Genomic DNA, 18,405 nt, shown 5'->3' with positions numbered 1-18,405 from the left:
CCGTTAGGTTTAAGGATTTAACCGCCGCCGGGTTCGCCCGGAACTCAAATAATCCGCAATATAATCCTGCGAGATCTCCCCGCTATAGCGGCCATCTTCATCCACAATCGGCATCCACACCAGATTGTGTTCGTACAGTTTCGACAACACCACACGCAAGTTCTCTTCTGCCTTACCGGTAACGGTAAAGGTATGCAGCATCTCTTCACAGCGCCCACTGGCACCGCGCGCTTCGCGGCGTTTCACAAAACCCAGCGGTTTACCGTCATTGTCGACCACGGTTACCGAACGCATATCGTTGTCGTCCATGGTGGCAAAAGCCTCCGCCAGTGGCGTGCTGCGTTGTACGGTGATGGTCGGTTGTTGGTCGGTGACATCACCCGCCTGTACCAGCAACAAACGTTTCAGGGTACGGTCCTGACCGACAAACGAGCCGACAAAATCATTGGCCGGTTTTGCCAGCAACTCGTCCGGGCTGGCACACTGCACAATTTTACCCTGGCCGAACACCGCGATGCGGTCGCCCAGCTTCAGCGCCTCATCAATATCATGGCTCACCAGCATGACGGTTTTTTTCAGCTGACGCTGCATATCGAGAAACTCGTTCTGGATCACCTCACGGTTAATCGGGTCAACGGCACCGAAGGGTTCATCCATCAGCAACACCGGCGGGTCCGCCGCCAGTGCGCGGATCACGCCGATCCGCTGTTGTTGACCGCCCGACATCTCCCGTGGGTAACGATGTAAGAACTTGGTTGGATCAAGCGCCACCATACTCATCAGCTCAGTGGCACGTTCGCGGCAACGTTTTTTATCCCAGCCCAGCATGCGTGGCACTACGGTGATGTTCTCTTCAATGGTCATATTCGGGAACAGGCCAATTTGCTGAATGACATAACCGATATTTCGGCGCAGCGTCACGGTGTCCTGCGCGCTGGTATCTTCGCCATTAATCAGGATGTTGCCGCTGGTAGCCGGGATCAAGCGGTTAATCATCTTCAGCGTGGTGGTTTTGCCGCAACCGGAAGGGCCGAGCAGCACGCACATTTCCCCGGCAGGAACCTCCAGGCTGACGTTATCGACGGCGTTAAACGCCGTACCGTTTTTCTGGGTAAAGGTTTTCGTCAGGTTTTCCAGTTTAATCATTAGCGAATCCCCTTAGGAGTCAGCGCTGACTGCAAACGGTGCAGCAGCCAGTCAAGCACAATAGCCAGCAAACAAATCATCAGCGCACCGGCAATTAACATACGCACATCACTGCCGCTGATACCGTCCAGCAGCTGTAAACCCAGGCCTCCCGCGCCGATCACCGCAGCAATTGCCATCACGCCAACGTTCATCACCACAGCGGTGCGGATACCGCCGAAGATGACCGGCAGCGCCATGGGAATCTCCACCCAGCGCAGACGTTGCCAGAAGGTCATGCCAATGCCGCGACCTGCTTCGCGCAGCCCCGGCGGCAGATTCTCCAGCGCAGTATGGGTGTTACGCACAATCGGCAACAGCGAATAGAGAAACACGGCGGTAATGGCTGGCAGGGCACCAATCCCTTGGCCGATGAGTGAGAACAGTGGGATCATCAGGCCAAACAGCGCGATGGTTGGAATGGTCAGCACAATGGTGGCGATGCCCAGTACCGGCGTCGCCAGCCACTTAAAGCGCACAATCAAAATCCCGAGAGGGACGCCAACGATAATGGCAAAGCCCACCGCAACCAGCACCAGCCAGGTGTGCTGCCACGTCAGGGCCAACAGGCTGTCCCAGTTATCCATGATGTAATGCAGGGTCTCCATCACGCCTCCTTACAGCATGTTTTTTGATTTAAGGAAATCACGCGCCACCTGTTCGGGTGACTGATGATCGATATCGACGCGCTTGTTCATCTCGGTGATGGCCTCGTCGGTGATCAGCGGTGACAGCTGATTCAGCGCCTCGGCCAGTCCGGGATGGCTGTCCAGCACGTCTTTTCGCACCACCGGCGTGACGTTGTAACTTGGGAAGAAGTGCTTATCATCTTCCAGCACCTTGAGATCAAAGCCTTTTACCCGTCCGTCGGTGGTGTAGATCAGACCGGCATCGACAAAGCCTTCCTTGACGGCGTTGTACACCAGCCCGGGGTCCATCTGGCGAATCTGCGGGCGGTCGAGCGGCATGTTGTAGGCTTTTTGCAGCGGAACCAGACCATCCGAACGTCCGGCAAACTCCAGATCCAGTCCCAATTTCCAGTTATGGTCCGGGTCGGTTTTGCGGATCTGTTCCAGCTTTGCCACCAGTTGCGACATCGTGCTGATGCCTTCTTTGTCGGCACGCGCGCGCTGCATGGCGAACGCGTAAGTGTTGTTCATCGGTGCCGGATCGAGCCACACCAGCCCCAGCTTGCCGTCAAGTTGCTTCACCGTGTCATAGGCTTCCTGTGATGACATCGGTTTGGTGATGTGATTGAAGATGATTAACGAGGTACCGGTGTATTCCCACGTCATATCAATCTGTTTATTGATCATGGCATTACGACCGATGGTCGTCGCGATGTTGGTTTTCGGGATCACCTGAAACCCTTTCTTTTGCAGCCACATCACGGTCATGGCGGACAGAATGTGTTGCTCGGTAAAACTTTTGGTCGCCATCACCAGCGGTGTGGCAGCCGCAGCCATCTGGCTAAGCGCCAGGGTTGCGGTCAGAGCCAGCGCGCTACGTTTTATCCAGCGCGCCAACAGGTTGGCAGTGGCCATCACAGACTCCTGTTGTTATGCCGCTGCATGCGGGCTGAGATAACGTCCCAGCGCCGCTAACAGCATGTCGAGGATGAGCGCAAACAGGGCGGTTGCCACTGCGCCGAGGATCAGCGTCGGGAAGTCATTGAGGTAAATACCCGGAAAAATCAGCTCACCGTAGCTGCTGGCACCAATCAGGAACGCCAGCGGTGCGGTGCCGACATTGATAGCAGTGGCAATACGCACCCCGGCGAGGATCACCGGCAACGCGTTGGGAATCTCCACCTGACGCAGGCGCTGAAATTTGGTCATGCCAATACCGTTGGCGGCTTCCAGTAGCGACGGGGGAACCGCGCTCAGTCCGGCATAGGTATTCCGCACGATGGGGAGCAAAGAGGCGAGAAACAGCGCAATCAACGCCGGACGATCGCCGATACCGACAATCACCATCGCCAGAGCCAGCACTGCCAGCGGCGGCAGGGTATTGCCAACGTTGAAGATCTGCATCACGTACTCGGCCCAGCGACGGGCAAACGGGCGACTCAGCAGAATCCCGCTGGGAATCCCCACCAGCAGCGCAAAGAACATTGACCAGAACACCAAGAACAGATGCTGCTGCCCAAGGTAGATCAGGTCCACCTTACGGGCGCGCAGGGTATCCAGCCCGAGTCCCCACACCAGCAGGCCAACCACCAGCACAATGGCAAGCACTGCTAACCCGGTTCGTCGGGCAAGCGATGCATTTTGCATAGCGAACGTCTCCCTGGTTATTTAAAAACAACGCGTTATAGGATTTTTGGCGGGCACGATTTATGGCGTAAATCGTTGGTTCGCACAATAAATCGCGCCACCTCACAATTGCAGATAAAACGACTACTTAATGACCATTTTCCAGTGAGAATCAGGAAAAGGGTTTTAAACCTATAGCAACGTTATGCATGACATGCCAGTTTTTAGGGGAAAATCAGACAGATAGAAAAGAGGAAAAAATCTGCTTAGCCCGCGTGAAATAAGGCACAAACCTCAATAAAAAAAATTCATCGAGGTTTTGTGACACCGTCACACCAGCGTCGCACGCAGAGGAAATTGACGGATAAAAATTTCGACTAGTCTTGCGACAAAGGAAGGTAGAAAAATGACTGAGAGCGCAGAAATTCAAACCGGTAACCGCCACTGGGTCCTGATCGCCTGCATGCTGGCGATGTTTATGGCGGCGATTGAGGTCACGATCGTGGCCACCGCCATGCCGACCATCATTGCTGACCTCGGCGGTTTTTCGCATTTTGGCTGGGTATTTTCCATCTATCTGCTGACCCAGGCGGTAACCGTGCCGCTTTATGGTCGGCTGGCCGATATGTGGGGGCGCAAAACGCTGTTTTTTATCGGTGTCTCGCTGTTTCTGAGCGGATCGGTGCTGTGTGGTTTTGCCCACAGTATGACGTGGCTGATTGTGTTCCGGGCGTTTCAGGGCTTAGGCGCGGGTGCCATCATGCCGCTGACCACCACCATTGTGGCGGATATCTATGCTCCGCGAGAGCGCGCCAGCGTGCAGGGCTGGCTCTCCAGCGTCTGGGGCGTGGCGGCCATTCTGGGGCCGTTAAGTGGTGCCTGGCTGGTGCAGCACTTCAGTTGGGCGGTGATCTTCTGGGTCAACCTGCCGATTGGCATACTCTCCATGTTGCTGCTGGCGCGCTTTCTGCCTGCGCGGGAACAACGCCAGCACAGCACGCTGAATATTACCGGCTGTGCCTGGTTGATGATCAGCGTCAGCGCGCTGCTCATCGCCTTATTGCAGGCCGAAGTGCTGGGATACTGGCTGTTGCTGTTTCTGCTGCTGGCGTTGATCGCTGCGGTGCTCCTCAAACGTCATGAACAACGCGCCAGTGCACCGTTGTTTCCCCTGGCTATCTGGCGCAGCCGCTTGATTGTGGCGGGCAATGCCGGGAACTTGATCATTGGTGCCGCAATGATGGGCATCAGTGCTTTCCTGCCGACCTGGATTCAGGGGATTACCGGCGGTACGCCGTTACAGGCGGGCAGTGCGCTGGCGATGATGTCGATTGGCTGGCCGCTGGCCAGCACCCTGAGCGGCCGTCTGATGTTGGTCACCTCCTACCGTTTCACCGCACAACTGGGGGCGCTGCTGCTGATTGCCGGTAGCGCCTTGTTGCTCTTGCTGCGTGCCGACAGCAGCCTGATGCAGGCGGGGCTGACTGCTTTTGTTATTGGTACCGGCATGGGGATGACCAGCACCACGTTCCTGGTTTCGGTACAGAATCACGCACATTACGACATTCGCGGCATCTGCACCGCGTCGATCATGTTCAGCCGGATGCTGGGATCGGCGATTGGTACGGCGTTGATGGGGGCGGTGCTGAATTACAATCTGATGCGTCGCTTACCCGAAGCGAGCGATCCGATGCAAAAAATCATGTCGCATGACAGTCGCCAGGCGTTACCGCATGGCACCTTACAGGAATGGATCACGCAGATTGCCAGTTCATTACATTGGGTGTTTGTGGTGGCGTTGTTGATCGCGCTGCTGACGCTGTGGATCGCCTGGCTGATGCCGCACCAGCGGCCAGAGAACGGGGATTAATCCGTAGCGGCGCGATTTATCGCGCAATTTAGTGCGCGTTGCAGGAAAAAACGCGCGATAAATCGCGCCGCTACGGTCGTTTACTGTGGTGTATCGTGTGAGCTGCCCGCATCATTTGGCACATTGCTTTCTGCGTCGCGGCTCAGCTTCTTGTAGACAATTTTCTGGGTGTCGTTTTCACAATGCCCAACCACCTGACCACCCGCCTGGTCGGCCTGATCGTTCGGGACGATATCCAGCGTAAAATCCGATTCGGCCAGTCCGTTGCTGACCAGTTTTTTGCTGATCTCTGCTTTAACGCTTTCACACGAGGCTTGCGCCAGCAGCGGCAACGCCAGCAGGGACAGCCACACCACGGCAACACGCTTTTTCATCACACACTCCTTTGGTTTGAACTCCCTTGATAACTATAGCAGCGTCAGCCACTTATGGGGTGACGACGCGACCAGTGCGACGGTCAAGGCAGCGCAGGGTGTTCGGTTCCCAGTAGGCGTTGACGTTATAGCTTTTTTCGCAGGAGTCACGGGTATCAAAGGCTTTGTCGGTTTTATCGAACTCTTTCTCGACGCGGGTGTTCACTTTATTGCGCAGATTGCGGGTGTCATTCCATTGCTCCTTGCTTTGACGTGCCGCTTCATTACTGGCAGCGCTATTGCCGTTTTCAATGATCAGGCGATCGGTTTGCGCTGAGGCCAGCGGGGCAGTCAGCAGTACGCTGGAGGTCAGTGCCGCAGCAAGCAGTGCGGTAAACAGTTTTTTCATCGTCTTTTCCTTCAGTTAACGCCAGCACAGCCGCAATGGTGGCTGTAACAACAATGCCCGTTAGTATATCATCGCTGCTTCTTTACTCACCAGCGGTGAGGCATTTGTTGAGACTTTTGAGAGACTTTTTATGCTGGTGAAAACCACGTTGCTGTTTTTTTTAACTGCAATTGCGGAAATTGTTGGATGCTTCTTACCCTGGTTATGGCTGAAGAAGGGCGCGACGGCATGGTTGTTGCTGCCTGCGGCGGCCAGCCTGATGCTATTCGTCTGGTTACTGACCCTCCATCCGGCGGCCAGCGGTCGCGTGTATGCCGCTTACGGTGGCGTTTATGTGCTGACGGCGCTGATCTGGCTACGGGTAGTGGACGGCGTAAAACTCAGCCCGTGGGATTGGGCAGGGGCATTGATTGCGTTCAGCGGGATGCTGATTATTGTCGCGGGCTGGGGACGGGCCTAAAGATAGCGACGCGTGATGGCGCGTCGCTCCAGCTTTTAGTCTTTGTGCACCTTCAAACCCGCCAGGGTTTGCGTCACCGGCATCATTTCCAGCGTATTGATGTTGACGTGTTTCGGTAACGTCGCCACCCAGTACACCGCCTCGGTGACATCCTCAGCGGTCAGTGCAGTGGTGCCTTCATAAACCTTATCGGCTTTGCCGTCATCACCTTTGAAACGCACATTGGAAAACTCGGTGCCGCCCACCAGACCGGGTTCAATATCGGTCACGCGCAGCGCGGTGCCGTGCAGATCGGTACGCAGGTTCAGGCTGAACTGGCGCACAAAGGCTTTAGTCGCGCCGTAGACGTTGCCACCGGCATACGGCCAGCTACCGGCAATCGAGCCAATATTGATGATATGACCGATATTGCGTTCCACCATGCCGGGCAGCAGGGCGCGCGTCATATACACCAACCCTTTGTTGTTGGTGTCGATCATATTTTCCCAATCTTCGATATTGGCTTTATGCGCGGGTTCAATACCCAGTGCCAGACCGGCATTGTTAACCAGCACATCAACATTGCGCCATTCGGCGGGCAGCGCGGCAATCACCTCTTCGATGGCAGCGCGGTTACGCACATCCAGTTGTACGGTGTAGAGATTGTCGCCCAACTCGTCTTTTAATTCCTGCAAACGCTCAACGCGGCGTCCGCTGGCGATCACTTTATGACCTGTAGCAATGAAGCGGCGGGTGATACTTTGACCAAAACCGGCCGTCGCACCGGTAACAAAAATAATCATCTCACTGTTCCTCAAACGATTAAGCGTTAGATTAATTTATTGATTCAGATTGAAAAAATCCACCTCAAATTTAAAATAAGGCCAGTGTCCCGCAAATCGGGAAATAGGGAATGAACGCTTATGGATGACGAAACCATTGCTTTGATTAATGAACTGGCACTCGTCCAGACCCAGGAACAGCTTGAGGCAATGAATCTCAAGCTCACCCTTGATTTTCTCACAAAAAGTCAATCGCTTATGGTGGAACAAACGCGTGGGAAAGTTTTGGATTGGAGCGATTGGTTCCGTAATCATCACCATCGGCTAGAAAATAAGTTCACCCTCGCGGTGTCGACAAAAGGCAGGCCGCCAATGACCATCGGTGCGGCAGTTTTCTCATACGACATGAGAAACCAGATTGTTAATATACATATGGTCGAGCATTTTAAACGGGTTGCTTACGATGACCCGCTTACCGGTCGAATGGGTTTTGTTGCATTAAACGTTGCATTTATCTTCGCTCGCACAGTTCAGGCCACACATATTCGTGTCATTAATCCACTCGAACATGCTAAAGCTTATTATTCGTATTTAACTTTTGAACCTCTTTCTGGGGGAAGTATGGAAGCTTCACTGAGATCCATTCAGGATAAACTGGTGCATTTAAGAGGTCTGGCTGGACTGCATGATTTTGAGTCGGCTGAAGACTAACTTAAGCTGCTGTAGAACATTTGAGCAGAAGGGAGTAGACTCAGTAAAGCCGTTGACGGGAGAAAAACATGAGAACCACTCAAGAAATACTTGACGCTATGAGTCCTGAGTTGCAAAAAAATGCAATCAAAGCTGTGAATGACTCTCACATGTTTTCAACCACTCTCGCACAAGTGCCATCTCCTTCAGTGTTAAATGGTGTGGTTGAATGTGCTGACGATAGCGCCCATCGCAACGAAGCATGTGCTTAATCTGTATGACTAAATCAATTAAGGTCGCTAAGGCGGCCTTTTTTAATGCCTGATATCTACTGCTGAATTTTACCTGCACGCTTTCAGCGCACCGCTGCACCAACATGGCACAACCGAGCGCGCGGCAAAGGTCATCAAAACGCGCGCTTCACGGCAATTGTTAAATCGCAACCGATTGCGAAACTGAGCAACCGTTTGCGCACTCGGTTGCTTGCGCAAACAGCCATAAAAATAGCTTATATCAACCTAATTCATTGAATATAAACATAAAAACAAGTTATTTGCGTTGGCATGCAGTTTGCAAAACTCATTAAAGGCCATCACCTGCCATAACAATGAGAACGCAAGGAACTCCTTATGTCTTTTGCATCCGAAACCACGCTGCGTGCCAGTTTTTTTGATTTTACTGCCGTGGCGCAGCAACCCGATACCATTGCTGACCAGTCTCGCTATCTCGAAGACGGTGTACTGACGCTGCGCGACGGCAAAGTGGTCAGTCTGGAAAGTTGGGAAAGCGCGCAGTCGTGGATTAATCCGGCCACGCTCATCGATCTGCGCGGCAAACTGATCGTGCCGGGTTTTATCGATACCCATATTCACTACCCGCAAACTGAGATGATAGGGGCTTTTGGTGAGCAGCTGCTGGAGTGGCTGAACCAATACACCTTCCCGGTGGAAAGCCAGTATCACTGTCCCGACCACGCGGCGCAGATGTCCGCGTTTTTCCTGCATCAATTGCTGGCGAACGGCACCACCACCGCGCTGGTGTTTGGTACGGTGCACCCGCAATCGGTGGAAGCGCTGTTTAGCGCCGCAGAACAACTGAATATGCGCCTGATTGCCGGTAAGGTGATGATGGATCGCAACGCACCGGCGTACCTGACCGAGACCCCGCAGGCCAGTTATCTGGAAACCCGTGCCCTGATTGAGCGTTGGCACAACCGTGGCCGCCTGAGTTATGCGCTGACGCCGCGCTTTGCCCCGACATCATCACCCCAGCTACTGGAGAAAGTCCGTCAGTTGCGCGCAGAGTTCCCCGATACCTGGCTGCATACCCATCTGAGCGAAAATCCACAGGAAATCGCCTGGGTCAAAGAACTGTTCCCGGACCATAACGGTTACCTTGATGTGTATCACCAGCATCAGCTCACCGGCAAACGTAGCGTTTTCGCTCACTGCCTGCATCTCGATGACCATGAGTGGCAATGCCTGCACGATACCGACTCGTCGATCGCCTTCTGCCCAACCTCTAACCTGTTTCTCGGCAGCGGATTGTTCAACATCAAACGCTGCTGGCAGCAGGGCGTGCGCATGGGGATTGGCACCGATGTGGGCGCAGGCACCACGTTTAACCTGTTACAGACCCTGGGTGAGGCGTACAAAGTGGGCCAGCTCCAGCGTTATAAACTCAGCGCCTGCGAAGCCTTTTACCATGCCACGCTGGGCGGGGCGCATGCGCTCGATCTCGATCATGCGATCGGTAACTTCAACCCCGGTAAAGAGGCGGATTTTGTGGTGCTTGATCCCGCCGTCTCCGCGTTGCAGCAATTGCGCTATGCCAACAGCAAAGATATCTGGGAAAAATTGTTTGTGCTGATGACGCTGGGCGACGATCGCAACATCGCCCAGACCTGGGTCAACGGGCAGCCGGTCTGGCAACGGGAAAGCGGGGTAAAAGCGGCATGATTCAGTTTCTGTTAAATAACCGGCTGGTCACCGAGTGCGATCTCGATCCCAATCTCAGCGTGTTGAATTATCTGCGCAATCACCAGCAGCGCCGTGGCACCAAAGAAGGCTGTGCCTCCGGCGATTGTGGTGCCTGCACCGTGACGCTGGGAACGGTGGTGGAAGGTCGTATGCGCTATGAAACGGTCAACAGTTGCCTGACGTTGGTCAGCAGTTTGCAGGGGAAGCAGTTGATTACCGTCGAGGATTTGCGCCAGGGGCGTGATTTGCACCCGGTACAACAGGCGATGGTCGATTGCCACGGTTCGCAGTGCGGCTACTGCACGCCGGGCTTTGTCATGTCACTTTTCACCTTACAAAAAAACAGCCATGGCTGGGACCGTCATCAGGCGGAGCAGGCGCTGGCGGGCAACCTGTGCCGCTGCACCGGTTATCGACCCATTATGGCTGCGGCACAGCAAGCCTGCGAACAGGGCGCGGCAGATAACTTCAGCCAGCACGAAGCCAGTGTGGTACAGCGCTTACAGGCGCTGGTCAACAACGAGGTACAGATACTGGAAGCCAACGGCAGCCGCTGTCTGGTGCCAAAAACCCTGTCGCAACTGGCGGCCCTGTATCAGCAGCATCCAGACGCGCGCTTAGTGGCGGGCGGCACCGATCTGACGTTACAGATCACCCAACACTATCAGCGGATACCGTTGCTGATTGCGCTGGAGCAGGTGGCTGAGTTGAAAGTCTGTAGCGAAGATGAGGCGCACTGGCGTCTGGGCGCGGGTGCTTCATTGCATCAGTGCGATCGCTTCCTCGCCGCGCGCATCCCGGCATTCAGCCACATGCTGGCACGGTTTGCTTCGCTGCAAATCCGCCATCAGGGCACGCTGGGCGGCAATATTGGTAACGCGTCACCGATTGGTGATGCTGCCCCGATGCTGCTGGCGCTCAATGCCCGACTTGAATTGCAGCAAGGCGCGCAGTGTCGGGAAGTGCCGCTGGATCAATTCTTTACCGGCTATCGCCAGACGGTATTGCAGCCAGGTGAGTTCATCCGCACCATCATCATCCCTCGCGTGACAGTGTCACCCAACTTTGTCGCCTGGAAGGTCTCCAAACGGCTTGATGACGATATTTCCGCTATCTTTGCCGCCATCAACATCCGGGTCGAGCACGGCACGGTGCAGCATGCGCGCATCGCGTTTGGCGGTATGGCCGCCACCCCGAAACGCGCGTTGCAGGCTGAAGCGGCACTCAGCGGCGCAGCGTTTAACCTGAGTACCCTTGAAACCGCCTGTGCCGCCCTGAGCCAGGACTTCCAGCCGCTGAGCGATTTCCGTGCCAGCGCCGCCTACCGCTTGCAGGTGGCGCGCAATTTGCTGCGGCGTTACTACGCGCAGGCCAGCGGTGAACTGACCATCGCGGAGGTAACGCGCTATGTCTCATAATCGTCCGCAACTGAATGAAACCTTGCTAAAAACCCAGTTTGACGCCGGTATTCAGAGCGGTGTCGGACGCAGCCGCAAGCATGAAAGCGCGGATAAACATGTCTCGGGCGAGGCGATTTATATCGATGACAAACCCGATTTACCGGGCCTGCTGCACCTTTGTCCGTTGCTCAGTCCACATGCCCATGCGCGGATTATCCGCCTGGACGTGCAGCCGTGCTATGCGGTGCCCGGCGTAGTCAGCGTGCTCACCTGGCGTGATGTGCCTGGCAGCAACGATGTTGGCCCACTGGAACCTGGCGATCCGCTGCTGGCACAGGACAAAGTCGAGTATCTCGGCCAGGTGGTGATTGCCGTCGCGGCGGAGTCACCCGAAGCGGCACGCGCTGGCGTTGCCGCGGCGATTGTCGAGTACGAAGCCTTACCGGCGATCCTGGATGTTTGCGAGGCGCTGGAGCAGGGGCATTTTGTCCAGCAACCTCATGTGCACCAGCGCGGCGATGCCGATGCGGCGTTGGCACGTGCGCCGCACCGTATTCAGGGCAGCTTCCACATCGGCGGTCAGGAGCATTTCTATCTGGAAACCCAGACGGCGCTGGTGATCCCTGGCGAAGACAGCGCGCTTCAGGTGTTCTCCTCCACCCAGAATCCCACGGAAGTGCAGAAGCTGGTGGCTGAGGTGATGGGCATCAGCATGAATAACGTCACCATCGATATGCGTCGTATGGGCGGAGGCTTTGGTGGCAAAGAGACGCAGGCGGCAGGGGTTGCTTGTCTGTGTGCCATTGCGGCACGTCAGACGCGGCGACCGGCAAAAATGCGCCTCGCACGCCGCGATGATATGCGCATCACCGGTAAGCGCCATCCGTTCTACGTGCGCTACGATGTTGGCTTTGATGACGCCGGTCGTTTTTGCGGCGTGAAGATCGATCTGGCAGGAAATTGTGGTTTTTCTCTCGATCTTAGTGGATCGATAGTCGATCGAGCGATGTTCCATGCGGATAATGCTTATTACCTCGGAGACGCGTTGATTACCGGGTATCGCTGCCGCACCAACATCGCGTCGAATACCGCTTATCGTGGCTTTGGTGGGCCACAGGGGATGGTGGCGATTGAACAGATCATGGATCACATCGCCCGCGAGTTGCAGATCGATCCGCTGGAGCTGCGCAAGCGGAACTACTACGGCAAGCAGGATCGCAACATCACCCATTATCATCAGCAGGTCGAGGATAACCTGCTGGAGGAGATCACCGCCCAGCTGGAAGCCAGCAGCGATTACCCGGCACGGCGTGCGGAAATTCAGGCGTTTAACGCCGCGAATCGCGTGATGAAACGCGGGTTGGCGCTGACGCCAGTGAAATTCGGCATCTCCTTTACCTCCAGTTTTCTCAATCAGGCCGGTGCACTGATTCTGATCTACACCGATGGCACGGTGCAGCTGAATCACGGCGGCACAGAGATGGGCCAGGGGCTGAACACCAAAGTGGCGCAGATCGTCGCCGAGGTGCTGCAAATCGATATCAGCCACATCCAGGTGACCGCCACGGATACCGGTAAAGTGCCCAACACCTCGCCTACGGCGGCGTCCAGTGGTGCCGATCTGAATGGTAAAGCGGCACAGGATGCCGCGCAGACCTTACGTGATCGTTTAACCACGATGTTGTGCCATCTGCATCAGTGCTCGACTGAACAGGTCAGCTTTAGCAACGGTATCGTGCGCGTCAGGGAGCAGCACTTCACCTTTGCTGAGGTGTGCCAGCAGGCGTGGCTGAATCAGGTGCCACTTTCCGCCACCGGGTTTTATCGGGTGCCGGGTATCCATTACGACCGCAACGCCGGACGGGGTACGCCGTTCTATTACTTCGCCTATGGTGCCGCCTGCTGTGAAGTGTTGGTGGATACCTTCACCGGCGAATACCGTCTGCTGCGCGCTGATATCTTGCATGATGTCGGCGCATCGCTGAATCCGGCCATCGATATTGGTCAGGTCGAGGGCGGTTTCGTGCAAGGCATGGGTTGGCTGACCTGTGAAGAACTGGTGTGGAATGACCAGGGCAAACTGCTCACCGAGGGTCCGGCCAGCTATAAGATCCCGGCCATCAGCGATGTTCCTGCCGATTTGCGTGTCACCCTGGTGGAGAATCGTAAAAACCCCCAGCAGACGGTGTTTCATTCCAAAGCGGTCGGCGAGCCGCCGTTCATGCTGGGGATTGCCGTGTGGTGCGCCTTGCAGGATGCGGTCGCCAGCGTGGCGGATTACCGTCAGCATCCGCTATTGGATGCACCCGCCACACCGGAACGGGTTTTCTGGGGCGTTCAGCGCCTCTCGGGAGCGGATGATGATCTACCATGACTGGATTAGCGTACTGCATCGCCTGCGGGAAAAACGTGAAAGTTGTGTGCTGGTAACCGTGCTGAGCGAGCGCGGTTCGGTACCGCGTGACAGTGGCAGCAAAATGGTGGTCACCGCCAGCGACAGTTTTCTCACCATCGGCGGCGGCCATCTGGAGTACCAATGCATCGCGCAGGCTCGCGCGCTGTTGCAGCAGCAGCGCAGTGCGCCCCATAGCGAAGAATTCGCGCTCGGCGCGCGGCTCGGTCAGTGCTGTGGCGGTATGGCGACCATTCTGTTTGAACCGCTGATGCAACAACAGCCGGAAATTCAGGTGTACGGTGCCGGACATGTCGGGCAGGCGCTGGTACAGCTGCTGGCAACGTTACCCTGTCACATCACCTGGATCGACAGCCGCGCGGCGCAGTTCCGTAGCGTGCCGGAAGGCGTCACGGTATGTCAGGTAGATGATCCGTTGGATTGCGTGGCAGACGCCGCACCGGGCAGCTATTTCGTGGTGATGACCCATCATCATCCGCTCGACCTGGCGCTGAGTGAAGCCATTCTGCGGCGCGGTGATTTTCGCTATGCCGGGGTGATCGGTTCGGAAACCAAAGCGCAACGTTTTCGTTATCGCCTGGCAGGCAAAGGCATTGCAGCGGATACGCTGGCGCGTCTGCGCTGCCCGTTGGGATTGCCGGATGTGAAAGGCAAACTGCCCGCGGAAATCGCCGTGGCGGTCGCGGGTGAAATCATCAGTGTTTATCAGCGGCAGACGATGAGTTGTTGAGACGCGCTGAAACTGCCAGGATAGAAACATTCCGCCGGGGCGTGCTCCGGCGTTGCTGATGATCAGGAGCGATAATGAATTCAAGAACTAATCCTTTCTTCACCGCCAGCACCTTGCCGTATCAAACCCCGCCGTTTGACCAGATTCAGGAAGACGATTTTCTCCCGGCGCTGGAAGCCGGCATTGCAGAAAAACGCCAGCAAGTGGCGGCGATCGCCAGCAATCCTGCACCAGTCAGTTTCGAAAATACCTATGAAGCGCTGGAACGCAGCGGGCAATTGCTGAGCCGGGTTAACCTGGTGTTTGGTGCCATGACCTCAGCCAATACCAGCGAACGACTACAGGAAATTGATGAGCTGATCACCCCCCAACTGACCGCGCTGACCGATGAAATCACCCTGAACAGCCAGCTGTTTAGCCGTCTGGATGAGGTTTATCAGCATCGTGGCACGCTGTGCCCGGATGCGGAAGCGATGCGTCTGACGGAGGTCACCTGGCAACATTTTAAACTGGCAGGTGCGGCATTGAATGATGCCGACAAAGCGCAGTTGCGTGCCTGCAACCAAGAGCTGGCGACGCTGGGCACCAAATTTGGCAACCGCCTGTTGGCCGCCACCAAAGCGGGAGCGTATACCGTCAGCGATCCTGCGGCACTGGCCGGACTGAGCAGCGAAGAACTGGCGCACGCCAAAGCGGCTGCCGAAGCACGTGGCTTATCTGGCGAATGGCTGCTGCCGTTACAAAACACCACCCAGCAACCGGCGTTACAGTCACTGAGCGTGCGCGCCACGCGCGAAGCCTTGTTCCAGCGCGCACTGACGCGTTGTGAGCAGGGCGACGATAACGATACCCGGGCGCTGGTGCTGCGCATGGCGCAACTGCGCGCGCAACGCGCCAGCCTGCTTGGCTTCAACAGCTATGCCGAGTGGAGTTTGCAGGACCAGATGGCGAAGACCCCGGAAGCAGCGTTCAGTTTTATGCGTAACATCGTGCCCGCAGCACGTGGACGCGCGGAACGAGAAGCGGCGGATATTCAGCAGGCGATTGAGCAGAGCCACCACAGTTTCCCGTTACGGGCCTGGGACTGGAACTACTACGCCGAGCAGGTGCGTAAAGCGCAATATGATCTCGATGAAAGCCAGATCCGTCCTTACTTTGCGCTGGAAAACGTGCTGGAGAAAGGGGTGTTCTGGTCTGCCAGCCAGTTGTTTGGTATCCGCTTCAGCGAACGTCACGATCTGCCGGTCTACCATCCTGATGTGCGCGTGTATGAAATTTTCGATGCCGATGACACGCCGCTGGCGCTGTTCTACACCGATTTCTTCAAGCGTGACAATAAAAGCGGTGGCGCGTGGATGAGCAACTTTGTCGATCAGTCGACGCTGCTCAGCACCAAACCGGTGATCTACAACGTCTGCAACTACACCAAACCGGCCAACGGGCAACCGGCGCTGCTAAGCTGGGATGAGGTCATTACCTTGTTCCACGAATTCGGTCACGCGCTGCATGGCCTGTTCGCGTCGCAACGTTATGTCAGCCTCTCCGGCACGGCCACACCGCGCGATTTTGTTGAATTTCCGTCGCAGATTAACGAACACTGGGCCAGCAATGCGCAGGTGTTTGCCAACTATGCCTGCCATTACCAGAGCGGAGAGCCGATGCCCGCCGATCTGCGCGAAAAAATGGTACGGGCGGCAACGTTCAACAAAGGCTATGACATGACCGAGTTGCTGGCCGCGGCCTTGCTCGATCTGCAATGGCATTCGCTGACCACCGGGGATAACCCGCAAGATGTCAGTCATTTCGAGTTGCAGGCGCTGGCGGCGGAGAATATCGCGCTGAGCACGGTGCCACCACGCTACCGCTCCAGCTATTTCCGCCATATCTGGGGCGGCGGCTATGCGGCAGGTTATTACGCCTATATCTGGACGCAGATGCTGGCGGATGATGGCTACCAGGCGTTTGAGGAGCGGGGCGGATTGACGCGCGAGAATGGCCAGCACTTCCGCGAGCAGATTCTGTCACGCGGCAACAGCACTGATTTGCAGTATTTGTGGCTGGCCTGGCGTGGTAAAGCGCCAGAAATCGGCCCAATGCTGAAGAACCGAGGGCTGGCGTAACGGCCCTCATCACGGCCTTCTGCCGCAAGCGGGGGAAGGCCGGGTGCACCAGGTGCGCTGCTTAACCTAACGGTCCGCCTTCAATGGTGTCACACATACCGGCCAGCACGCGCTCGCCGGTTTCATTTTTCAGTTCCTGATACCAGGCGGCGGTGACGGCTGCATCTTTGGCGTGGGTGACGTCGCAACGCTTACGGGCTTTCAACACCAGGTCCTTGGTGCGCTCCACTCGTCGCGCCTGGTAACGCAACAAACCATCTTCGATGCCGAGCGAGTGCGCAGCCAATGTCTGTGCCAGCACAATCGCGTCTTCCATCGCGGCACAACCGCCCTGGCCGATATCCGGCGTGGTGCTGTGTGCGGCATCGCCCAGCAGCGCCACGCGTCCTTTGACAAACTGGCTGAAAGGTTCGATATCGTGGATCTCCACCCGGTTGGTCGTCTCTGGGTTAATCGCGTCGATCAGGCGTTGTACTGGCTCGGCCCAGCCAGCAAAGTAGCCATGCAAATCGGCCTTCAGCGTGCTGCGATCTTCCGTCAGGCCTTTCGGTAACGGCACATCAAAGAAGAAGTAAAAACGGTTGCCGCTCACCGGCATCAGCGAAACGCGTTTGCCTTCGCCGACAAAGGTGGTCCACTGATCCGCCGGGGCGATGCTTTCATCAATCGTTACCAGACCGTTCCAGTTAACGTAACCGGCATAGCGGCGTTCGACGCTTTCACCCAGCACGTAATGGCGGATCACCGAATGGGTGCCATCGGCGGCAATCAGGAAATCCGCCTGCTGCTGGCTACCATCATCAAACCAGGCCGTCACGCCGCTGGCGGTTTGCTCCACCTGGGTGACGCGCTTGCCGAAGCCAATGCGCGACCGGCCATAAGTATCAATCAGCATCGCCTGCAATTCCGCGCGTGCGACCGGATAAGGATGTTCGCCAACCTGCTGCACCAGCGGATCCATGCTAAAGCGGGTCAGGGTCGCACCGCTGTGGGCATCGTTGTAGGCCATAAACGCCATATTGCCGCCCAGCGCGCGCAACGAGTCTTTCATACCCAGTGCATTCAGACACTTCACCCCATTGGGCCAGATTGAAATAGCCGCGCCGACCGGTTTCATCTCTTTCACCGCTTCAAACACCGCTGTGCTAAAGCCTGCCTTTTCCAGCGCAATCGCCGCGCTCATCCCGCCGATACCGGCACCAATCACAATCGCTTTCATATCCATCTCCTTTGCTATACCGCAACAGGCTTGCAACTTTTGTACCAATGGTGAAAAACACCACCCAATCACATCAAGGTGCTGATATTTATTGATATTAATTAATTTTTATCAGGGTTATTTCAGATGGATGCACAATGATGATTCATGGTGTTGCACTAAATTAGTTCATTAACGTTAAGGGAGTGAATCAATGGTTTCACACGTAGCGGCGCGATTTATCGCGCAATATCACAGAAGGCTAAAAACCGCGCGATAAATCGCGCCGCTACAGCCATACTTTTGCCATCAACCACACGAGGGTAAGGCGATGAAGTGGACTATTCTGTTGCTGCTGCTTACCAGCATCGGCGTTGCTGCACAGGCGCAAACCCACTGGCAACCTGAGAGCAAATCCCCGATCCCGCAGCTCACGCCCGTTGCCGCAAAATGCGATGTGTCTGCCTGTCAGCAGAACTGTTATATCCAGCAATCACAATGTAACAACGATAAAAACGGTGCATGCGGCTCGCTGGCACAAATTTGCGTACAAAACTGTACCAGCCAGTGCCGTTAACTGAA

Annotated in this window: 18 protein-coding genes; 10 read left to right on the top strand and 8 right to left on the bottom strand. The window is 55.9% G+C overall.

Features of this window, described 5'->3' with window-relative positions:
• Window positions 1-9: 9 nt before the first annotated feature.
• Genes osmV through PAT9B_RS09980 form a run of 4 tightly spaced genes read right to left on the bottom strand, consistent with a single transcriptional unit; the run spans window position 10 to window position 3,461 of the window.
• On the bottom strand, window positions 10-1,146 hold the full coding sequence (gene osmV, locus PAT9B_RS09995; RefSeq protein ID WP_013509143.1) for an osmoprotectant ABC transporter ATP-binding protein OsmV: 1,137 nt from the start codon (window positions 1,144-1,146) through the stop codon (window positions 10-12).
• Window positions 1,146-1,793, bottom strand: a complete 648-nt coding sequence (osmW, locus tag PAT9B_RS09990) for an osmoprotectant ABC transporter permease OsmW (RefSeq protein WP_013509142.1) — start codon at window positions 1,791-1,793, stop codon at window positions 1,146-1,148. Before osmW ends, osmV begins: the two co-directional genes overlap by 1 nt.
• 9 nt (window positions 1,794-1,802) lie before the next feature.
• Window positions 1,803-2,729, bottom strand: coding sequence for a glycine betaine ABC transporter substrate-binding protein (locus PAT9B_RS09985; RefSeq protein WP_013509141.1), 927 nt, complete (start codon window positions 2,727-2,729; stop codon window positions 1,803-1,805).
• Between the two features lie 15 nt (window positions 2,730-2,744).
• Window positions 2,745-3,461, bottom strand: a complete 717-nt coding sequence (locus tag PAT9B_RS09980; RefSeq protein WP_013509140.1) for an ABC transporter permease — start codon at window positions 3,459-3,461, stop codon at window positions 2,745-2,747.
• Between the two features lie 385 nt (window positions 3,462-3,846).
• Here PAT9B_RS09980 and PAT9B_RS09975 point away from each other — a divergent pair, with 385 nt between their 5' ends.
• Complete coding sequence (locus PAT9B_RS09975) at window positions 3,847-5,310, top strand: MDR family MFS transporter (RefSeq protein ID WP_013509139.1); 1,464 nt, start codon at window positions 3,847-3,849, stop codon at window positions 5,308-5,310.
• An 80-nt stretch (window positions 5,311-5,390) separates the two neighbouring features.
• Here PAT9B_RS09975 and PAT9B_RS09970 read toward each other — a convergent pair whose 3' ends face one another.
• Entirely contained in the window at window positions 5,391-5,684 is a 294-nt protein-coding gene (locus tag PAT9B_RS09970) for a DUF1161 domain-containing protein (protein WP_013509138.1), read from the bottom strand.
• Between the two features lie 52 nt (window positions 5,685-5,736).
• Entirely contained in the window at window positions 5,737-6,072 is a 336-nt protein-coding gene (locus tag PAT9B_RS09965) for a DUF1283 family protein (protein ID WP_013509137.1), read from the bottom strand.
• Between the two features lie 130 nt (window positions 6,073-6,202).
• On the opposite strand from PAT9B_RS09965, the gene PAT9B_RS09960 reads away from it, so the two are divergent.
• Window positions 6,203-6,532: a YnfA family protein gene (locus tag PAT9B_RS09960; protein WP_013509136.1), complete on the top strand. Its 330-nt coding sequence runs from the start codon at window positions 6,203-6,205 to the stop codon at window positions 6,530-6,532.
• A 35-nt stretch (window positions 6,533-6,567) separates the two neighbouring features.
• Here PAT9B_RS09960 and ydfG read toward each other — a convergent pair whose 3' ends face one another.
• On the bottom strand, window positions 6,568-7,314 hold the full coding sequence (gene ydfG / locus PAT9B_RS09955) for a bifunctional NADP-dependent 3-hydroxy acid dehydrogenase/3-hydroxypropionate dehydrogenase YdfG (RefSeq protein ID WP_013509135.1): 747 nt from the start codon (window positions 7,312-7,314) through the stop codon (window positions 6,568-6,570).
• Window positions 7,315-7,434: 120 nt separating this feature from the next.
• Between ydfG and PAT9B_RS09950 the strand changes: the two genes are divergently transcribed.
• From PAT9B_RS09950 to dcp, 7 genes are all read left to right on the top strand, one after another.
• The gene (locus PAT9B_RS09950; protein ID WP_013509134.1) at window positions 7,435-8,004 is read left to right on the top strand and encodes a hypothetical protein; all 570 of its coding nucleotides are present in this window, start codon (window positions 7,435-7,437) and stop codon (window positions 8,002-8,004) included.
• A 68-nt stretch (window positions 8,005-8,072) separates the two neighbouring features.
• Window positions 8,073-8,255, top strand: a complete 183-nt coding sequence (locus tag PAT9B_RS30575) for a hypothetical protein (RefSeq protein WP_013509133.1) — start codon at window positions 8,073-8,075, stop codon at window positions 8,253-8,255.
• A 357-nt stretch (window positions 8,256-8,612) separates the two neighbouring features.
• Window positions 8,613-9,941: a guanine deaminase gene (guaD, locus tag PAT9B_RS09945; protein ID WP_013509132.1), complete on the top strand. Its 1,329-nt coding sequence runs from the start codon at window positions 8,613-8,615 to the stop codon at window positions 9,939-9,941.
• Window positions 9,938-11,380, top strand: a complete 1,443-nt coding sequence (gene xdhA / locus PAT9B_RS09940) for a xanthine dehydrogenase small subunit (RefSeq protein WP_013509131.1) — start codon at window positions 9,938-9,940, stop codon at window positions 11,378-11,380. The genes guaD and xdhA overlap by 4 nt, the downstream gene beginning before the upstream one ends.
• Window positions 11,370-13,736: a xanthine dehydrogenase molybdopterin binding subunit gene (xdhB, locus tag PAT9B_RS09935; RefSeq protein WP_013509130.1), complete on the top strand. Its 2,367-nt coding sequence runs from the start codon at window positions 11,370-11,372 to the stop codon at window positions 13,734-13,736. The genes xdhA and xdhB overlap by 11 nt, the downstream gene beginning before the upstream one ends.
• Window positions 13,723-14,505 (top strand): xanthine dehydrogenase accessory protein XdhC, encoded by a 783-nt coding sequence (gene xdhC, locus PAT9B_RS09930; RefSeq protein WP_013509129.1) that lies wholly within the window; start codon window positions 13,723-13,725, stop codon window positions 14,503-14,505. The genes xdhB and xdhC overlap by 14 nt, the downstream gene beginning before the upstream one ends.
• A 74-nt stretch (window positions 14,506-14,579) precedes the next feature.
• Complete coding sequence (dcp, locus tag PAT9B_RS09925; RefSeq protein WP_013509128.1) at window positions 14,580-16,625, top strand: peptidyl-dipeptidase Dcp; 2,046 nt, start codon at window positions 14,580-14,582, stop codon at window positions 16,623-16,625.
• 61 nt (window positions 16,626-16,686) lie between these two features.
• On the opposite strand, the gene hpxO is transcribed toward dcp, so the two are convergent.
• The gene (gene hpxO / locus PAT9B_RS09920) at window positions 16,687-17,844 is read right to left on the bottom strand and encodes an FAD-dependent urate hydroxylase HpxO (RefSeq protein WP_013509127.1); all 1,158 of its coding nucleotides are present in this window, start codon (window positions 17,842-17,844) and stop codon (window positions 16,687-16,689) included.
• A gap of 310 nt (window positions 17,845-18,154) precedes the next feature.
• On the opposite strand from hpxO, the gene PAT9B_RS09915 reads away from it, so the two are divergent.
• Window positions 18,155-18,400 carry a hypothetical protein gene (locus tag PAT9B_RS09915; RefSeq protein WP_013509126.1) on the top strand — a complete coding sequence of 82 codons (246 nt, stop codon included), beginning with the start codon at window positions 18,155-18,157 and terminating at the stop codon, window positions 18,398-18,400.
• Window positions 18,401-18,405 lie beyond the last annotated feature (5 nt).

This window comes from Pantoea sp. At-9b, from assembly GCF_000175935.2.
Taxonomy (GTDB): domain Bacteria; phylum Pseudomonadota; class Gammaproteobacteria; order Enterobacterales; family Enterobacteriaceae; genus Pantoea.
This window is presented reverse-complemented; position numbering and strand designations above follow the sequence as displayed.